Source organism: Nioella nitratireducens, assembly GCF_001879715.1.
In the GTDB taxonomy this organism is placed as follows: Bacteria; Pseudomonadota; Alphaproteobacteria; order Rhodobacterales; family Rhodobacteraceae; genus Nioella; species Nioella nitratireducens.
The window spans coordinates 64,334-80,326 of sequence record NZ_MNBW01000012.1; the positions used below are offsets into that span (position 1 = coordinate 64,334).

A 15,993-nucleotide genomic window follows, 5' to 3' on the forward strand; every position below is an offset into this window, starting at 1 on the left:
GAATGACGGGCAAGCCCAAGGTTCTGGTGATCGCCGAGGCGGCCAACCCCGATTGGGTCAGCGTGCCGCTGATTGGCTGGTCGCTGTCGCAGGCGCTGCGCGAGGTGGCCGAGGTGCATCTGGTGACACAGGTGCGCAACCGCGACGCCATTCTTGACGCCGGGCTGATCGAGGGCCGCGAGTTCACCGCCATCGACTCCGAGGCCTTTGCGCGCCCGCTTTGGGCTGTCGGAGAGACGTTGCGCGGCGGCGGTGGCAAGGGCTGGACCACGCTGCAGCTGATCAACGCGTTGATCTATCCGCAGTTCGAACGGCTGATCTGGCGGCGGTTCGGGGCCGATATCCGGGCCGGGCGCTATGACATCGTGCACCGAGTGACACCCTTGTCGCCGACGATCTCCAGCCCGCTGGCTGCCAAATGCGCACGGGCCGGGGTGCCCTTCGTGCTGGGGCCGCTGAACGGGGGCGTGCCGTGGCCAAGGGAATTCGACGCCGCCCGCAGGCAGGAAAAGGAATGGCTGAGCTACATCCGCTCGGCCTACAAGGCGCTGCCCGGTCGCAAACGCAGCCTTGCCCATGCGGCGGCGATCCTTGCGGGGTCACGGCATACGGCCAGTGAAATGCCCGCCGCGATGCAGGGCAAGACGATTTACCTGCCGGAAAACGCCATCGACCCGGCCCGGTTTTCCAAATGCGCCGCGCCGGAACAGGACGCCCCCCTGCGCGGGGTCTTCGTGGGCCGGATGGTGCCCTACAAGGGGCCTGACATGCTGCTGGACGCCGCTGCGCCGCTGTTGCAGGCTGGGCGGATGCGGCTCGATCTTGTGGGCGATGGTCCGATGCTGCCCGACCTGCGCGCGCGGGCCGATGCGCTCGGGGTGGCGGGGGCCGTCACCTTCCACGGCTGGTTGCCGCACGGGGCGGTTCAGGACGTGCTGGCGGCGGGGGCGTTGTTGACTTTCCCCTCGATCCGCGAATTCGGCGGCGGCGTCGTGCTGGAGGCGATGGCCCTTGGCCTGCCCGCCTTGATCGTGGACTATGCAGGGCCAGCTGAACTGGTGACGCCGGACACCGGCTGGACCGTGCCGCTTGGCGACCGGGGCGCGATTGTCGCGGGTCTGCGGGCGGCGCTGGACCGGCTGGACCGGGACCGGCCCGCCTTGGCCGAGGCCGGGCACGCGGCGCGCGACAGGGTGGCGCAGCACTTTACATGGCCGCGAAAAGCGGCCCAGATTTCAGAAGTTTATGATTGGGTATTGGGGCGGCGTGATGACAAGCCAAATCTGTTTGCAGAGAAATGGGAGCACACAGCCGGGGATCATGCCGCCGAGTAGGGTCTTGGTGCTGCTCGTGCTTCTGCTGACCCCGTTTCGTGCTGCGGCAGAGGATGTGCGGGCGTTCATCTACGGCAATTCGTTGATCAACCATGCCTCGGACAGCGACGAGACGACCATGCCGCACTGGCTGCATCGGCTGGCGGTCGCGGGCGGGAATGGATTTGCCGCTGATGGTGCCTTCGGGGCGCCGCTGACTTTTGCCGATCAACTGCCGCCAGAACCGACATGGTATTTTGACGAGGTGCCGCCGGTCTGGGATGCGGACCGGCTGGCCTTTCGTCGGGCGGGGTTCAACACGATCCTTTTCAATAACGCCAATTTCATTCAGTATCAGCCGCCTGACGCGCTTTATGAAGGGGACAACCCACAGGGATATTCCCCGCTGTCCGCCACCCTGCGTCTGCTGGACTGGTCCGAGGCGCAGGCGCCGGGCGCACGGGTGTTTTTGTACGAGGGCTGGTCGGACCTTGCGCTGATCGCCCGCCGCTTTCCGCCGAGCGACCGCGACCTGCGCCGCTATCACGCTTATAATCAGGGCGACTATCACCAGTGGTTTCAGGACTATGCCACATTGCTGCGCGCCGCGCGGCCCGATCTGGACCTGACCTTGATCCCGGTGGCCCCGATACTGGCAGAGCTGCTGTCAACCCCGCCCCTCGACGGGCTGGCTGCAACGGATGTCTACCTCGATGATGCTCCTCACGGCACGCCGACGCTCTATTTCCTTGCTGCGATGATCAGCTATGCCTCGATCTATGGCGAGGCGCCGCCGGTCGACCTGACCTTGCCAGACAGCATTCACCCGCTCGTGCGCGCGAATGCCGCCAATCTTTCGGGCCGCATTTTCGACCGTGTGCAGGGCAGCGCATGGCCCGATCATGCGGGCGTTGTGCCGGACACCGGCGTGCCGGACCCGGCGTTGGCGATGGGGCTGACCGGGCTTTCGGATTGGTCGACGCAATTGCCCTTCATCGACCTCATGCACGCGGCCCGGCCATGGATCGGCCATTTGCCCGACCAATGGGGCGGGGTCAGTGCCGAAGAACTTGAAGCAGGCGGGGTCTTGAGTGATGCGGGCTGGCCGCTGCGATTGCCCGAGGATGTGGTGGCGCTGGAAAGTTTCATCCTGACCGATCTGCCGGAAGAGGCCGCAAGTGCCGCCGGACGCTACCGCGTGACATGGGCGGGGCAAGGCAGTTTCCGCATCATCGGGCGGGCGGAAAACGTGGCGATGGCCGATCACGAGGCGTGGTTTGACTTCACCCCCGGCGAGGGGCCGGTGGGCCTGCGCATCGAAGCGACCGAGGCCACCGACCCGATCCGCGACATTGCCGTGGTCCGGCAGGACCGCATCCCGCTTTTCGAATTGGGCGAGGTCTTCAACCCCGACTGGATCGCCCGTATCCGCGAACTGCGCGCGATCCGCTTCATGGACTGGATGAACACCAACGGGTCCACGCAAGAAATCTGGACCGACCGTCCACGCATCAGTGATTACACATGGGTGCGGCGCGGGGTGCCGGTCGAGGTTATGGTGGACCTTGCGAACCGCATCGGGGCCGATCCATGGTTTACCCTGCCGCACAGGGCCGATGACGCCTATGTCCGGGCCTTTGCCACCTATGTCGAGGCGCGGCTGGCACCGGAACGGCGGGTCTACGCGGAATGGTCGAACGAGGTCTGGAACTTCCTGTTCCCGCAGGCGCATTGGGCCGCCGCACAGGCGGCTGCGCGTTGGGACGGGGCCGAGGGCGACGCGTGGATGCAGTTTGCAGGGCTGCGCGCGGCCCAGGTGGCCGATCTGTGGGCCGAGGTATTTGCCGGGCAAGAGGATCGCCTGATCCGTGTCGTGGCTACCCAGACCTCTTGGCCCGGTCTGGAAGAAGCGTTGCTGGAGGCGCCTTTTGCGCAGGACGAGGGGCTACCCGCCCCGGCCAACAGTTTCGACGCCTACGCGGTGGCGGGGTATTTCGGCAATGAACTGGGCATGGATGAACGCGTGGACGAGGTGCTGGGATGGGCGGCTGACCCTGAGGGGGCTGCACTGGCCGCCGACGCACTGCGCGACGGCTCGCTCGGGCAGGTGATCGACGAGGGCTTTCCCTATCACGCCGACGTTGCCGCGCGCTACGGCCTCGACATGGTGATGTACGAGGGCGGCACGCATGCTGTCGGACTGGGCGAGGCCGTCTGGAATGATGACCTGACGGATTTCCTCACCCGGTTCAGCTACAGCCCCGAAATGGCTGCGCTCTACGCCGAATTGCTGGCCGGATGGCGCGCTGATGGGGGGACACTGTTCAACGCCTTCGTCGATGTCAGCGCGGCCAGCCAATGGGGCAGTTGGGGCGCCTTGCGGCATCTGGACGACTCGAACCCCAGATGGGCCACGCTGATGGCCTACAACGCCACCGCTGGCGGCTGGGAAGATCGCCCCGACGGGGCCTTTGGCCACGGGGTCTATCGCTTTGGCGGGCCGGGCAGCGATGATTTGTTCGGCACCGCGGAGCGGGATGTTTTCGTGGCGGGGGACGGCAATGACCGGCTGCACCTTGGGGCCGGGGACCGCGCGCATGGCGGTGCCGGGCGCGACGTTGCGGTTCTGCCCGGACGGGCGGCGGACTATGCCCTGATGGATGAGGACGGGCGCCAGATTCTGACCGGCCCCGATGGCCCGATCTGGACAGTGGCCATCGAAGTGGCGGAATTCGAGGATGAGCCGGGACAGCGCTATGCGCTGACCACACAGGAGTAAGGGTGATGGTCCGGGCACCTCATCCCACGTCTTTGGCGGCCCTGGGCGGGCGGGCTTGGGCCAAGCTCGACCTATTGCTGGCCCCAGATCGCCGAGATCAGCATGTCCGCCCCGCGCCCCGCGTGGAACCCCTCGACGATCCGCGTGCGGCCAGCGACGGACAGGCGCGCCGCGCGCGCCGGGTCATCCGCAAGTGCGGCAATGGCCGCGGCAAGGGAGCCGGGCGATTTGGGCGGCACGAGCACCCCGTCCACTCCGTCGCGGATCAGCTCTGCCACGCCGCCGGCATTGGTGCCGATGGTGGGGGTGCCGCAGCTCATCGCTTCCATCAGCGCAACGCCCAGTGGTTCATGCCAACTGGCCAGAACGAAGAGATGCGCGGCGCGAATGTGATCGCGGACGGCGCTTGCGTCGATGGCCCCCAGAAGGCGGACCTTGCCGGTCAGGCCAAGCTCGGCAATCCGCGCCTCCAGCCCTGTGTGGTAGCCCGAGCCGCCGTCATCATCTTCGCCCGCGATCGCAAGCTCCACGTCGCGCCCCTGATCCAGCAGGGTGCGCACGGCCTGCATCAAATCCTGATGACCCTTCACCACGTTAAGCCGCCCGCAGGAGAAAAGTCGCAGCGTCTCGGCCTTGGTCGCCGGTCGGTAGGGGCCGATTGGGGCCAGCACGTCGGTATCGACGCCCATGGGCTGAATAAAAAGCCGCTTGGGCAGGTCGTCGGGCAGGTCAGCCTGCATTTCCGCGCGCAGTTTTTCGGTGATGATCGAGGCAAACGCCGCATGCCGCCATTTGAAGCGCTGGCCGGGGCCGTAATCGCTGAGCGGCCCGTGCAGGGTGAGCGAATAGCGTGGACCGCCCATGCGCCGGGCCATCGCGGCCAGCAGTGCCGCGCGCCCGCAGGAATGGACATGCACATGTTCGATGCCGCGCCTCCGGCACTGGCGGATCAGCGCCTGCGCGGCCGGAACGGACACCGCCACGTCGCGCGCCAACGCCTTGCCTTCGGTCCGGACCTCGCGCAGCAGCTCGCCATAAGGCAGGCGGGGCAGGGCGGACAGCGCCGTGCCAATATCGGGGCGGCCCAGATAGGTGGTGCGCGCCATCGCAGCCGCCGACCAGTCATGCGCGACCAGTCCCGGCGGCGGGCGGCGGGTGGACAGCAGGTCCACCGTCACGCCGCGCTTTTCCAGTTCGGCGATTTCGCGCCAGAAAAAGATATGCGTCTGGCCGGGAAATTGCGGCACCAGATAGCCGAGTTTTCGCGTCATGGGCACGGTTTGCCTTGCCTGTCGATTGTTCCGGTCAACCTGCGGAAAAACCCCTGCAAGGTCAAAGCCAAAAGGGCCGTCGCATGATTTCCATCATCGTCCCGGCCCATAACGAGGCCCGGCTGATCGGGGCCTGCCTGACCGCCCTGTTCGCCAGTGATCGCTGCCCGGTGCCGGTCGAGGTGATCGTCGTCGCCAATGGCTGCACGGATGCCACGAGGGAAATCGCGCAGGGGTTTTCCGGGCAAGCCAGCCAAAAGGGCTGGTCCTATCAGGTGCTGGATCGGCCCGCCCTTGGCAAGCCCGGTGCCTTGAACGCAGGCGACGCGGCGGCGCGTTATCCAGCGCGGGCCTATCTGGATGCGGATGTGACGGTTTCGCCGGGGCTTTTGGCGGCGCTGTGGCATGCGCTGGACCGGGCGGAGCCTGCCTACGCCTCGGGACAGGTGCGGATCACGGCGGTTTCCGCCGCTTCGCGCCGCTATGGGCGGCTGTGGCAAAGGGTGCCGTTCATGACCTACGGTGTGCCGGGCTGCGGGCTGTTCGCGGTGAACGCGGCGGGGCGTGCCCGCTGGCGGGCGTTTCCGCCGGTCATTTCCGACGACACGTTTGTGCGCCTGTCTTTTCGGCCAGACGAGCGGCATCTGGTGCCGTTTCCCTATGACTGGCCAATCGCAGAGGGGCTGCGCGCCCTCATTGCCGTGCGGCGGCGGCAAGACGCGGGCGTGGCCGAAATCGCCGCGCGGTTCCCGGACCTGCTGGCCAATGACGACAAGCTGCCGCTGCGACGGCGGCGCGCCCTTGGCCTTGCGCTTTCCGACCCTTTGGGCTTTGTGACCTATGCGGGCGTGGCGGCGGCGGTCAGACTGCTGCCGGCCCCCAAGCAATGGAGTCGCGGCAGATGATGGGAACGGTCAGGCGGCTGACCCATGGCGAAGGGCTGATGCAACGCGCGTTTCGCAGTGCGGGGCTGAACTTCATGGGCTTTGGCTTCAGCCAGGTCCTGCGGCTGGCGTCGAACCTCGTTCTGACGCGGCTGTTGTTTCCCGAGGCTTTCGGGGTCATGGCCATGGTTTCGGTCTTCCTGATGGGTCTGGCGATGTTTTCCGATGTCGGGGTCGGCCCCGCCATCATGCAGAGCAAGCGTGGCGATGACCCTGATTTCCTCGATACGGCATGGACCATCCAGATCGTGCGCGGCGTCGGGTTGTGGGCCGTCGCCTGCGCGCTGACATGGCCGATGTCTGTCTATTTCGGTGAGCCGGATCTGGTCTATTACCTGCCGGTCGCGGCGCTGACGCAACTCATCCTCGGCTTCACCCCCACACGCTACGAAACCGCCAACCGGCATTTACGGGCCGGGCGGGTGACGCTGCTGGAGATGATGACACAGGTGATCGGCGTGCTGGCGGCCATCGGCTTGGCCTGGGCGCTGCAATCGGTTTGGGCACTGGTCTTTTCCGGCCTCGTTTCCGCGATGATGCAGGTGCTGTTGTTCGATCTGTTCCTGCCCGGCGCACGCAACCGGGTCCGGTGGGAAAGGGCGGCGGCGCATGAGCTGATCCATTTCGGGAAATGGGTGTTTCTCAGCACCATCGCGGGATTTGCCATCGGGCAGGCGGACAAGGTGATCATCGGCGGCTGGCTCAGCACCCATGATTTCGGCATCTACAATATCGGCTATTTCTGGGCCTCCTTCCCGTTCATGGTCGGCTCGGTGGTGGTGCGCAAGGTGATGATCCCGATCTATCGCGAAAGCCCGCCCGCCGAGAGCCGTGAGAACTTCCTGCGGTTGCGCAAGATCCGGGTACTGGCGACGGCGGGGATGATCGCCATGGTGATGGTGCCCGCGTTTCTGGGGCATACGTTGATCGACCTGCTCTATGACTCGCGCTACCTTGCGGCGGGCGGCATGGTGGTGCTGATTTCGGTCGTCCAGATCCCGGCCATCGTGGGGGTGACCTATGATCAGGCGGCGTTGGCGGCGGGTGATTCCAAGCGGTTCTTCGTGCTGGCGGCGACGCGGGCAGTGTTCGTGGCCACCGGCATGGTGGTCGGGATCACGTGGTTCGGGTTGCCGGGGGCCTTGGCCGGGCAGGGGCTGGCCATGCTGGTCGCGCATCCGGTCGTGGGGTGGCTGGCCTCTCGGCAAAAGGCGTGGGATCCGGGCTTTGACCTGCTGTTCTTCGCCGTGGGCGGCGGGTTGGGGGCCTTGGCCTTGTGGCTGAACTGGCCGTTGGTCGGGATGCTGGCACAGATTCAGCCCGGCTAGGCCCGCGCGACGGGGGCGGTTGGCTTGCGCGCGAATGCCCCGTAGGATCGGGCCATGCCTGTCGATGTTCTACAGTCTTCCAAAGGATATGATCGCGTCCGTCTCGGGTGCCCTTGGCTGATGGGCTTTGCGCTGCGCTGCCAGACCGGGGGGCAAACGGCTCGCACCATTCGCAGCGGGGATATCGGCCACGTGCATGTGGTGACACAGGCCGTGTTCGACGCGCAGCGCGGTTCGACGCAATGGGTCCGGTCCCAAGCGCACTTGGGCGAAAGCGTCAGTTTCCTGTCCGGGCCGCATCTGGCGGGGCGCGACAGCGCGTCACTGGTCTTTCTGATCGTGCTGGAAGATGCGGAGCACCTTGCCTTGCGGATCGCAACCGCCCCCGGATCGTTCGAGGATGCGGGCTTCAAGATGTTTCGCAGTTTCGTCACCGCGCAGCAGCAGCGCGCGGCGCAAGGCTAGGGCCGCGATCGTCGCTTTGACCAGCCGGAAACCCTGCGCGGACAGCGCCCACTGCACCGCTACGTCGTAAGAGGCGGCAAGGAAGTGCAGGCTTCTGTTGCCAGGTGCCTGCGAACCCCGCCTTAAGCTGCTAGGCCCAAGGACTTAAGTTTCGGCGACTTAAGCAGCTTACGCTGCCAGAGCCATTGCCGGAGCACGATTGTCGTTTGCAATTGTACTGTTTGGGCCGGTACGGTGGCACCCCGCCGAGACAAAGCTAACCCCTTTAGACGTTCGTCGATCCTGTTTCGGCCCCATGATCCCCAAACGAAGGATTTTTGGTGGAGCCGCCGGGTACCGCCCCCGGGTCCGATCCGCTTATTACGAGCGCGTTTATGTCCATAGTCCCCGAAGAGACACGACAGATATAGGCGCGTTTTGTGCCGGTGCAAAGGGGGGGCGTGTCCCCGGCCACGAATTTGGGCGTTTCTTGCGCACATGGCCGGGTTCGCCCCGGCCGCTGTTTGACAGCCGCCGGAGGATGGCACACAGTCGCCTCGATCGACGGTCCGGCGCGCAAGGCCATGCTCAGGGCATGTGCGTCGTGACGGGGCGATGCAGATTGTCGGAATGGCAGCACGCAAAGCCTCGGGTATGGGGGAAACTGGGATGTCGAAGCTGATAGGTGTCGCGTATTGCTCCAAGGCGACGCAATTTTCGTTCCGTGAGGTCGACGAGATTTTAAAGGTCTCGCGCACCAACAACGCGCGCGACGGTCTGACTGGGGCGTTGATCTACGACAACGCCACGTTCCTGCAATGGCTTGAAGGCGGCGAGTCGGAAATCCGGCAGGTCTTCGGGCGCATCTCGCGCGACGAGCGGCATAGCGAAATCAAGCTGTTATCGGTGCGCAGTCTGGAGGGGCGATGGTTCCCCGACTGGTCGATGACCGCAGCCGTGACCGAAGGGCAGACTCTGCGCGGGCTAAAGCTGGTGCCGCATATCTCTCTGTCCGGGTTCGATCCTTACGGCTGGTCCGAAGAGGATGTCGCCACCTTCATGACCTCGCTGAGTGATTACCTGACGCGTCGGCCTGCCCCGAAATCCGAGCGCTTGCCGGAACAGGTGGCGCCGCGAAAATTGTCGCATGATCCAATGGTGTGCCTCGACCGGCATTTGCGCCGGGGGGTCTGATTAGAGCGTGGCGCAGCCGGGGCGACCATCTGCCCATCACACAGGCTGCCGTGATCGCGGTTTCGTGGCCTCAGGCCCCGCGTTTGGCGCGCTCCTCCATCACCGACCGGGCAAGGTGGATTGTATAGCGTTCTAATCGCGTCAAACCGTCCCGCGCGGCTTCGCCGTCCTGCGCCTCGATCGCATCGGCAATGGCCGTATGCAGACCGACGATTTCCTCGCGCGAGCGGGCGGTGAAGGTAATCATGTTCATCAGGGGCTGCATCCCCTCGACCGCGCCCGCCAATTGATACGACAGCACCGGGTTGCCCGCCCCGTCAACCAAGGCCCGGTGAAACGCCACGTCCGAGGCGCAGAAGGCCTCGTCTGTCAGGCCGGGCTGCTGCTGGCGAAAGATCTCGGCGCGCATGGTGGCCAGATGATCGGCGCTGCGCCGTTGCGCCGATAGCGGCGCGCAGGCCCGTTCCAGCGCGTAGCGCGCTTCGCAGGCGGTGTCGAAGCGGACGTCATTCATGCTGAGCAGAAGCGTTGCCGTGGTGATCTGTTGCCCATAGGCGTCGGGATAAGACAGCCGGTTGATAAAGGCACCGCCAAACGCCCCGCGCTGCGTTCGGATCAGCGATTGCGCCGCAAGACGTTTCAGCGCCTCGCGCACCGTCGGGCGCGAGACCTCGAACTGGTCGGCCAATTCGGCCTCCGAGGGCAGGCGCTCATCTACTATAAGATCCCCCGCGACGATGGCGTCACGGATGGCCTTGGCGATCTGGGCCGACAGGTCGGCGGGATTTGACGGATCAATTTTCATTTGTCAGACATTTAAAAGTCTGACATTTAAATTGCAAGAGTTGAGTCGGGGAGGTCGCGCGGTGATTGCAACACGGATCAGGGCGATGCGGGGGCCGCATTGGCTGGCGCTGTTCGGGCTGATCCTGTTGGCCTGGGCGATCTTGTATATGATGTCGGTGCCTGCCGATCTGCGTGCGGCGGGGCAGCTTTACGGCCCTGATTTCTGGTCCGACTTTTGCACGCTGACGCCCGATGGCGCGGGATTTTCCAAGATGGCCGTGATGTGGGCGCTGATGTCGGCCGCGATGATGGCCCCGACGGCGCTGCCCGCTTTCGCCACCTATGAAGACCTGTCAAGGACTGGGGCCGAAACCCGCTTTGGCGCATTGGTTGCGGGCTACCTGTCGGTCTGGCTTGGCTTTTCGCTGGTCGCCGCCGCCGCCCAGGTGGTGTTGTTCCGCGCGGGCCTGCTCGACCCTTTCGGAACCAGCTTGTCGGCTGTGCTGTCTGCCGGGTTGCTGGCCCTTGCGGGGGCGTATCAGTTCAGCCGCCTGAAAGAGGCGTGCCTGTCCAAATGCCGCGCGCCGCTGACCTTTTTCATGCAGCATTGGGACGAGGGGCCGATGCGCAACGGCGTCCGGCTTGGCCTTGTCTGCCTTGGCTGTTGCTGGGCGCTGATGCTGCTCGGCTTTGTCGGTGGCGTGATGAATATCGCTTTCATGGGGCTCGCAACGCTTCTGATGGTGATCGAGAAACTGCCCGATGTCGGGCGATGGCTGACACGTCCCCTCGGGGTGGCGCTGCTGGCCGGGGCGGCGTGGGTCGCCTTCACTGGTCTTTGAGAGAGGAGAGAGACACATGGCACTCGATGGCGAGGTTGGAACCGTCCCTTGGGCGATCAAGGGCGAGTTGATCCTGAACTGCAACTGCACGGTGTTTTGTCCCTGCGTGATCTCGCTCGGTCAGCACCCGCCGACCGAGACCTGGTGCCAGGCGTGGTCGGGCGTGCGCATCGACGAAGGCCACTACGGCGACGAAGACCTGTCGGGTCTGAACGTGGGCCTGCTGCTGGAAATCCCCGGCTACATGGCGCGCGGCGGCTGGAAGGCGGCGGCATTCATCGACGAACGCGCGAGCGAAGCCGCCTATGACGGGCTGGTCAACATATTCTCGGGCGCGGCCAAGGGAACCACGGGGCTGTTCAAGATGCTGGTGGCAGAGTTCCTCGGGGCCGAGCGCGCGCCGGTCGTTTTCGAGACCGAGGGCAACGCCCGCCGCCTGATGGTCGGCAAGAAGATCCAGGGCGAGGTCGTGCCGGTGCCGGGCCATCAGGGCAAGGATATCGTCGTGACCAACTCGGAATACTGGATGGGCCCCGATATCACCGTCGGCACCGCCACCAAGGGCCGCGTGCGCGCCTTTGGCCGGGTTTGGGATTTCGACGGCAAGTCTGCGGAAATCTGCCAGATCGACTGGAAAGGTCCGGGCCGCTGAGCGCCATCTGATCCGCACCGAGGCGGGCGCATCCCGCCTCGACCCCCTGTCCCCACCCTTGCCGGAGTCTGCCGCAATGGCACAGATTTCTCTGTCACGGCGCCTGCGCCGCACCCCCTTTTCCGCCGGTGTCGAAGCCGCCGGCGTCAAGGGATATACTGTCTATAACCACATGTTGCTGCCGACGGTGTTCCGCTCGGTGCAGGAAGATTACCACCATCTCAAAGAGGCGGTGCAGATCTGGGACGTCGCCTGTGAACGGCAGGTGGAACTGCGCGGCCCCGATGCCGGGCGGCTGATGCAGATGCTGACCCCGCGCGACCTGCGGGGGATGCTGCCGGGCCAGTGTTACTACGTGCCCATCGTAGACGAGACGGGGGGCATGTTGAATGACCCGGTCGCGGTCAAACTGGCCGAGGACCGCTGGTGGATTTCCATTGCCGACAGTGATTTGCTGTATTGGGTCAAGGGCATCGCCTATGGCTATCGTCTTGATGTTCTGGTCGATGAGCCCGACATTTCACCGCTCGCCGTGCAAGGGCCCAAATCCGATGAGCTGATGGCGCGGGTTTTCGGCGACTCCGTGCGCGACGTCCGCTTCTTTCGCTTCGGCTGGTTCCAGTTTCAGGGCCGCGACCTTGTGGTCGCCCGCTCGGGCTATTCCAAGCAGGGCGGGTTCGAGATCTACGTGGACGGCGAAGAAACGGGCATGCCGTTATGGAACGCGTTGATGGAGGCGGGCAAGGATCTGGACGTGCACGCGGGCTGCCCCAACCTGATCGAACGGATCGAGAGCGGGCTCTTGTCCTACGGCAACGACATGACCGACGACAACACGCCCCATGAATGCGGGCTCGGCCGCTTCTGCAACACCCACACCGCGATTGGCTGTGTTGGGCGCGACGCGCTGTTGCGGGTGGCCAAGGAAGGCCCGGTGCGCCAGATCCGACCCATCGAGATCCACGGCGACGCGGTGCCGCCCTGCGACAGGTTCTGGCCGGTGATGGCGGGCGATCGGCAGGTGGGCCGCGTCAGCAGCGCAACATGGTCGCCCGACTACAACACCAATGTGGCCATCGGCATGATCCGCATGACACACTGGGACGCAGGCACCGAGGTGGACGTGATCACGCCGCAAGGCGTACGCGCGGCCACCGTGTACGAGACATTCTGGAACTGAGGAGACAACCGATGAAAGCACTCGTGGTCCGCAAGGAAGGCGATGAGAAACCCGTCGCTGGCGTGGAGGATATCGCCGAGGACATGCTGCCCGAGGGCGACGTGACCGTGGCGGTGGAGTATTCCACCGTGAATTACAAGGACGGGCTGTGCATCGGGCCGGGCGGCGGCTTGGTCCGCAGCTATCCGCATGTGCCGGGCATCGACTTTGCCGGTACGGTCGAGGCCTCTGACGACGACCGTTACAAGCCCGGCGACAAGGTGGTTCTGACTGGTTGGCGCGTGGGCGAAAACCGCTGGGGCGGCTATGCGCAGAAGGCGCGTGTGCCTGCCGATTTCCTTGTGCCGCTGCCCGAGGGGCTGGATACCCGTCAGGCGATGGCCGTGGGTACCGCCGGGTTCACCGCGATGCTGGCGGTGATGGCGCTGGAAGACCACGGGTTGAAGCCGGGTGACGGCCCGGTTCTGGTGACGGGCGCTGCGGGCGGCGTCGGCTCTGTTGCAACGGCAATCCTGGCCAAGCTCGGCCACGAGGTCGCCGCGGTGACGGGACGTCCCGAGCAGGAAGACTACCTGCGCGGCTTGGGCGCCAGCCAGATCGTGCCGCGCGACGAGTTGACCGAAGTGACCCGCAAACCGCTTGAGCGCGAGCTCTGGGCGGGCTGCGTCGATGCGGTCGCGGGCGCGATGCTGGGCCGTGTGCTCAAGCAGATGAATTACGGCGCGTCGGTTGCGGCGATCGGTCTGGCCGGAGGCGCGGCCATCGACGGTGCGCTGATCACGCCCTTCATCCTGCGCGGCGTGAACCTGCTTGGCATCGACAGTGTCATGCAGCCCTATGACAACCGCCTGCGGGCGTGGCAGCGGATCGCGGCTGACCTGCCGATGGACAAGCTGGAGGCGATGGTGGAACCGGCGACGTTGTCCGACCTGCCGGGGCTTGGCCGCTCGATCCTGAAAGGGGGCGTCCGCGGGCGCGTCGTGGTAGACGTGAACGCCTGATCGCGTGCGATGTCGCCGCCTTTGGCGGGGGCACCCTGAGCACCAAGGCGGCGGGCTTGACGCCCCGAGAGCGCGCCGCTACCCCTTGGCTGTCCGCCCCGGATGGCGGGCTGCCGATGGCCCTTTCGGGCACCGGCTCGGCTGGAAGACCTGCCAGGTTGGGGCGTGCCCGGGCCTTGGCCGGGCGTCCCCGAGGATGGTGACAGGAAAGGGACCACGGACATGACCGCTTTGGATATCGACTGGGTGCGGGCGCAATTTCCCGCGTTTCAGCAGGCCGCTTTGCAGGGGCAGGCGTTTTTCGAGAATGCGGGGGGCAGCTATACCTGCCAGCCGGTGATCGACCGTCTGGTCCGGTTCTACCACGAGCGCAAGGTGCAGCCCTATGCCCCGTACGAGGCCAGCCGCCTTGGCGGCGCGGAAATGGACGAGGCGCGGCGGCGGCTGGCCGCGATGATGGGGGTGGATACCGACGAGCTGTCTTTTGGCCCCTCGACCACGCAGAACACCTATGTGCTGGCACAGGCGTTTCGGCAGCATTTACAGCCGGGCGAGGCCATCGTCGTCACCAATCAGGACCATGAGGCCAATAGTGGCCCGTGGCGGCGGTTGGCCGACGAGGGCATCGAGGTCCGCGAGTGGCAGATAGACGCCGAAACCGGGCATCTGGACCCCGACGCGCTGACGCCGCTATTGGCCGATGGCAAGGTGCGGCTGGTGTGTTTTCCGCAATGTTCCAACGTGGTGGGCGAGGTCAATGACGTCGCCGCGATCTGTGCACAGGCCAAGGCGGCGGGGGCCTATACTTGCGTCGACGGGGTCAGCTATGCGCCACATGGCTTTGTCGATGTCGATGCGCTCGGGGCGGATGTCTACCTGTTCTCGGCCTACAAGACCTATGGCCCGCATCAGGGGATCATGGTGATCCGACGCGCTCTGGGTGAAGCGTTGCCGAACCAGGCGCATTATTTCAATGCCGACACGCTTTTCAAACGGTTTACCCCGGCGGGGCCGGATCATGCGCAAGTGGCGGCAAGTGCCGGGATGGCCGACTACATCGACGCGCTTTCGGCCCATCACGGCGGGCCGTCCGAAGGGGCGGGGGCGGCGCGCTTTGTCCACGGGGTGATGCGCGACCACGAAAAGGTGCTGTTGCAGCCGCTGCTGGACTATCTGTCTTCGAAGAATTCGGCCCGGCTGATCGGCCCCGCGCAGGCCGACGGGCGCGCGCCGACGGTGGCCGTGGCCCTGAACCGCGCAGGGGAAGCGGCGGCGGCAGACCTCGCCCCGCACGGGATCATGGCCGGCGGTGGCGATTTCTACGCCGTGCGCGCCCTGCAGGCCGTGGGGGTGGACCCCGATCAGGGCGTGTTGCGGCTGAGCTTTACCCATTACACGCATCCTGACGAGATCAAGAAACTCATCGGGGCGCTCGATCAGGTGATCTGAGGGCAAGGGGCGGCCTTGTGCGGTCGCCCCGCACCGCTCAGGCGGCGGCCAGTGCCTCGACGATCGGCAGGAAGTCGGCGGCCTTGAGAGAAGCCCCCCCGACAAGCGCCCCATCGACATTGTGCACGGCAAAAATCTCTTGCGCGTTGGCGGGTTTGACCGACCCGCCATAGAGCAGCGGCACCGACCGGCCCACGCCTGCCCCGAAGCGGCGTTCAAGGGACGCGCGAATGAAGTCATGCACTTCGCCGATCTGGGCCATGCTGGGCACCTTTCCGGTGCCGATGGCCCACACAGGCTCATACGCGATGACAAGGTTTTCGCCGGTCACCAGATCGGGCACAGAACCCGCAAGCTGGCCTTGGATGATGTCGAGCGTATTGGCCGCATCCCGCTCGGCCTCGGTTTCGCCAACGCAGATCACCACGTGCAGCCCTGCGGCTATCGCGGTGCGTGCCTTGCTGCGGACATCGGAATTGGTCTCGCCATGGTCGTTGCGGCGTTCGGAATGTCCGAGGATCACGTGGGTGGCCCCGGCGTCCAGCAACATGGCGGCGGAAACATCCCCGGTATGCGCGCCGCTTTCGTCGAAGTGACAATCCTGTCCGCCGGTCGCGATGGCGCTGTGCGTGAGCCGTGCGCTCATTCTTTCGAGCAGCGTAGCGGGCGGGCAGATCAACACCGCTACCTCGGCCTCGGCCTTGGGCAGGGCGGCGGCAAGCCGGTCGATCTCGGCAAGGCTCTCGCCCGTGCCATTCATTTTCCAGTTTCCAGCGGCCAGTTTGCGCGGCATCGGATCCTCCCCGTGGG

14 protein-coding genes and 1 other RNA gene are annotated in these 15,993 nt (G+C 65.5%); 11 read left to right on the forward strand and 4 right to left on the reverse strand.

Features of this window, described 5'->3' with window-relative positions; translation table 11 throughout:
• The first annotated feature begins 2 nt into the window (after positions 1-2).
• On the forward strand, positions 3-1,334 hold the full coding sequence (locus tag BKY27_RS13260; RefSeq protein ID WP_071674978.1) for a glycosyltransferase family 4 protein: 1,332 nt from the start codon (positions 3-5) through the stop codon (positions 1,332-1,334).
• A complete protein-coding gene (locus BKY27_RS13265) occupies positions 1,321-4,092 on the forward strand; it encodes a hypothetical protein (RefSeq protein WP_071674979.1) in 2,772 nt (923 codons plus the stop codon). Before BKY27_RS13260 ends, BKY27_RS13265 begins: the two co-directional genes overlap by 14 nt.
• A 71-nt stretch (positions 4,093-4,163) precedes the next feature.
• Here the strand turns inward: BKY27_RS13265 and epsE are convergent, their stop codons facing one another.
• The gene (epsE, locus tag BKY27_RS13270; protein ID WP_071674980.1) at positions 4,164-5,363 is read right to left on the reverse strand and encodes an exopolysaccharide biosynthesis GT4 family glycosyltransferase EpsE; all 1,200 of its coding nucleotides are present in this window, start codon (positions 5,361-5,363) and stop codon (positions 4,164-4,166) included.
• 83 nt (positions 5,364-5,446) lie between these two features.
• On the opposite strand from epsE, the gene BKY27_RS13275 reads away from it, so the two are divergent.
• Genes BKY27_RS13275 through BKY27_RS13285 form a run of 3 tightly spaced genes read left to right on the forward strand, consistent with a single transcriptional unit; the run spans position 5,447 to position 8,100 of the window.
• Complete coding sequence (locus tag BKY27_RS13275) at positions 5,447-6,268, forward strand: glycosyltransferase (RefSeq protein WP_071674981.1); 822 nt, start codon at positions 5,447-5,449, stop codon at positions 6,266-6,268.
• Positions 6,265-7,635 (forward strand): oligosaccharide flippase family protein, encoded by a 1,371-nt coding sequence (locus BKY27_RS13280; RefSeq protein WP_071674982.1) that lies wholly within the window; start codon positions 6,265-6,267, stop codon positions 7,633-7,635. Before BKY27_RS13275 ends, BKY27_RS13280 begins: the two co-directional genes overlap by 4 nt.
• Positions 7,636-7,689: 54 nt before the next feature.
• Complete coding sequence (locus BKY27_RS13285; RefSeq protein ID WP_146636246.1) at positions 7,690-8,100, forward strand: hypothetical protein; 411 nt, start codon at positions 7,690-7,692, stop codon at positions 8,098-8,100.
• 83 nt (positions 8,101-8,183) lie between these two features.
• On the opposite strand, the gene ssrA is transcribed toward BKY27_RS13285, so the two are convergent.
• Positions 8,184-8,536: a transfer-messenger RNA gene (ssrA, locus tag BKY27_RS13290) on the reverse strand.
• 212 nt (positions 8,537-8,748) lie between these two features.
• Between ssrA and BKY27_RS13295 the strand changes: the two genes are divergently transcribed.
• On the forward strand, positions 8,749-9,273 hold the full coding sequence (locus tag BKY27_RS13295) for a BLUF domain-containing protein (RefSeq protein ID WP_158514983.1): 525 nt from the start codon (positions 8,749-8,751) through the stop codon (positions 9,271-9,273).
• A gap of 70 nt (positions 9,274-9,343) precedes the next feature.
• Here the strand turns inward: BKY27_RS13295 and BKY27_RS13300 are convergent, their stop codons facing one another.
• Entirely contained in the window at positions 9,344-10,078 is a 735-nt protein-coding gene (locus tag BKY27_RS13300; protein WP_071674985.1) for a FadR/GntR family transcriptional regulator, read from the reverse strand.
• Positions 10,079-10,163: 85 nt separating this feature from the next.
• Here BKY27_RS13300 and BKY27_RS13305 point away from each other — a divergent pair, with 85 nt between their 5' ends.
• The 5 genes from BKY27_RS13305 to BKY27_RS13325 all read left to right on the forward strand — a co-directional run bounded on the left by BKY27_RS13305 (position 10,164) and on the right by BKY27_RS13325 (position 15,183).
• Positions 10,164-10,901: a DUF2182 domain-containing protein gene (locus BKY27_RS13305; RefSeq protein ID WP_071674986.1), complete on the forward strand. Its 738-nt coding sequence runs from the start codon at positions 10,164-10,166 to the stop codon at positions 10,899-10,901.
• A gap of 16 nt (positions 10,902-10,917) precedes the next feature.
• Positions 10,918-11,553, forward strand: coding sequence for a DUF1326 domain-containing protein (locus tag BKY27_RS13310; RefSeq protein WP_071674987.1), 636 nt, complete (start codon positions 10,918-10,920; stop codon positions 11,551-11,553).
• 76 nt (positions 11,554-11,629) lie between these two features.
• The gene (locus tag BKY27_RS13315) at positions 11,630-12,733 is read left to right on the forward strand and encodes a dimethylsulfoniopropionate demethylase (RefSeq protein ID WP_071674988.1); all 1,104 of its coding nucleotides are present in this window, start codon (positions 11,630-11,632) and stop codon (positions 12,731-12,733) included.
• Between the two features lie 11 nt (positions 12,734-12,744).
• Positions 12,745-13,734, forward strand: a complete 990-nt coding sequence (locus BKY27_RS13320) for an acrylyl-CoA reductase family protein (protein WP_071674989.1) — start codon at positions 12,745-12,747, stop codon at positions 13,732-13,734.
• A 222-nt stretch (positions 13,735-13,956) separates the two neighbouring features.
• The gene (locus tag BKY27_RS13325) at positions 13,957-15,183 is read left to right on the forward strand and encodes an aminotransferase class V-fold PLP-dependent enzyme (RefSeq protein WP_071674990.1); all 1,227 of its coding nucleotides are present in this window, start codon (positions 13,957-13,959) and stop codon (positions 15,181-15,183) included.
• Between the two features lie 37 nt (positions 15,184-15,220).
• Here BKY27_RS13325 and tpiA read toward each other — a convergent pair whose 3' ends face one another.
• Positions 15,221-15,976, reverse strand: a complete 756-nt coding sequence (gene tpiA, locus BKY27_RS13330; protein ID WP_071674991.1) for a triose-phosphate isomerase — start codon at positions 15,974-15,976, stop codon at positions 15,221-15,223.
• Positions 15,977-15,993: the final 17 nt, after the last annotated feature.

What these genes read in the sequence shown, in the direction of transcription:
- BKY27_RS13260 (WP_071674978.1), top strand. Translation starts at nt 3, where the DNA reads ATGACGGGCAAGCCCAAGGTTCTGGTGATCGCCGAGGCGGCCAACCCC.
- BKY27_RS13265 (WP_071674979.1), top strand. Translation starts at nt 1,321, where the DNA reads ATGCCGCCGAGTAGGGTCTTGGTGCTGCTCGTGCTTCTGCTGACCCCG.
- epsE (WP_071674980.1), bottom strand. Translation starts at nt 5,363, where the DNA reads ATGACGCGAAAACTCGGCTATCTGGTGCCGCAATTTCCCGGCCAGACG.
- BKY27_RS13275 (WP_071674981.1), top strand. Translation starts at nt 5,447, where the DNA reads ATGATTTCCATCATCGTCCCGGCCCATAACGAGGCCCGGCTGATCGGG.
- BKY27_RS13280 (WP_071674982.1), top strand. Translation starts at nt 6,265, where the DNA reads ATGATGGGAACGGTCAGGCGGCTGACCCATGGCGAAGGGCTGATGCAA.
- BKY27_RS13285 (WP_146636246.1), top strand. Translation starts at nt 7,690, where the DNA reads ATGCCTGTCGATGTTCTACAGTCTTCCAAAGGATATGATCGCGTCCGT.
- BKY27_RS13295 (WP_158514983.1), top strand. Translation starts at nt 8,749, where the DNA reads ATGTCGAAGCTGATAGGTGTCGCGTATTGCTCCAAGGCGACGCAATTT.
- BKY27_RS13300 (WP_071674985.1), bottom strand. Translation starts at nt 10,078, where the DNA reads ATGAAAATTGATCCGTCAAATCCCGCCGACCTGTCGGCCCAGATCGCC.
- BKY27_RS13305 (WP_071674986.1), top strand. Translation starts at nt 10,164, where the DNA reads ATGCGGGGGCCGCATTGGCTGGCGCTGTTCGGGCTGATCCTGTTGGCC.
- BKY27_RS13310 (WP_071674987.1), top strand. Translation starts at nt 10,918, where the DNA reads ATGGCACTCGATGGCGAGGTTGGAACCGTCCCTTGGGCGATCAAGGGC.
- BKY27_RS13315 (WP_071674988.1), top strand. Translation starts at nt 11,630, where the DNA reads ATGGCACAGATTTCTCTGTCACGGCGCCTGCGCCGCACCCCCTTTTCC.
- BKY27_RS13320 (WP_071674989.1), top strand. Translation starts at nt 12,745, where the DNA reads ATGAAAGCACTCGTGGTCCGCAAGGAAGGCGATGAGAAACCCGTCGCT.
- BKY27_RS13325 (WP_071674990.1), top strand. Translation starts at nt 13,957, where the DNA reads ATGACCGCTTTGGATATCGACTGGGTGCGGGCGCAATTTCCCGCGTTT.
- tpiA (WP_071674991.1), bottom strand. Translation starts at nt 15,976, where the DNA reads ATGCCGCGCAAACTGGCCGCTGGAAACTGGAAAATGAATGGCACGGGC.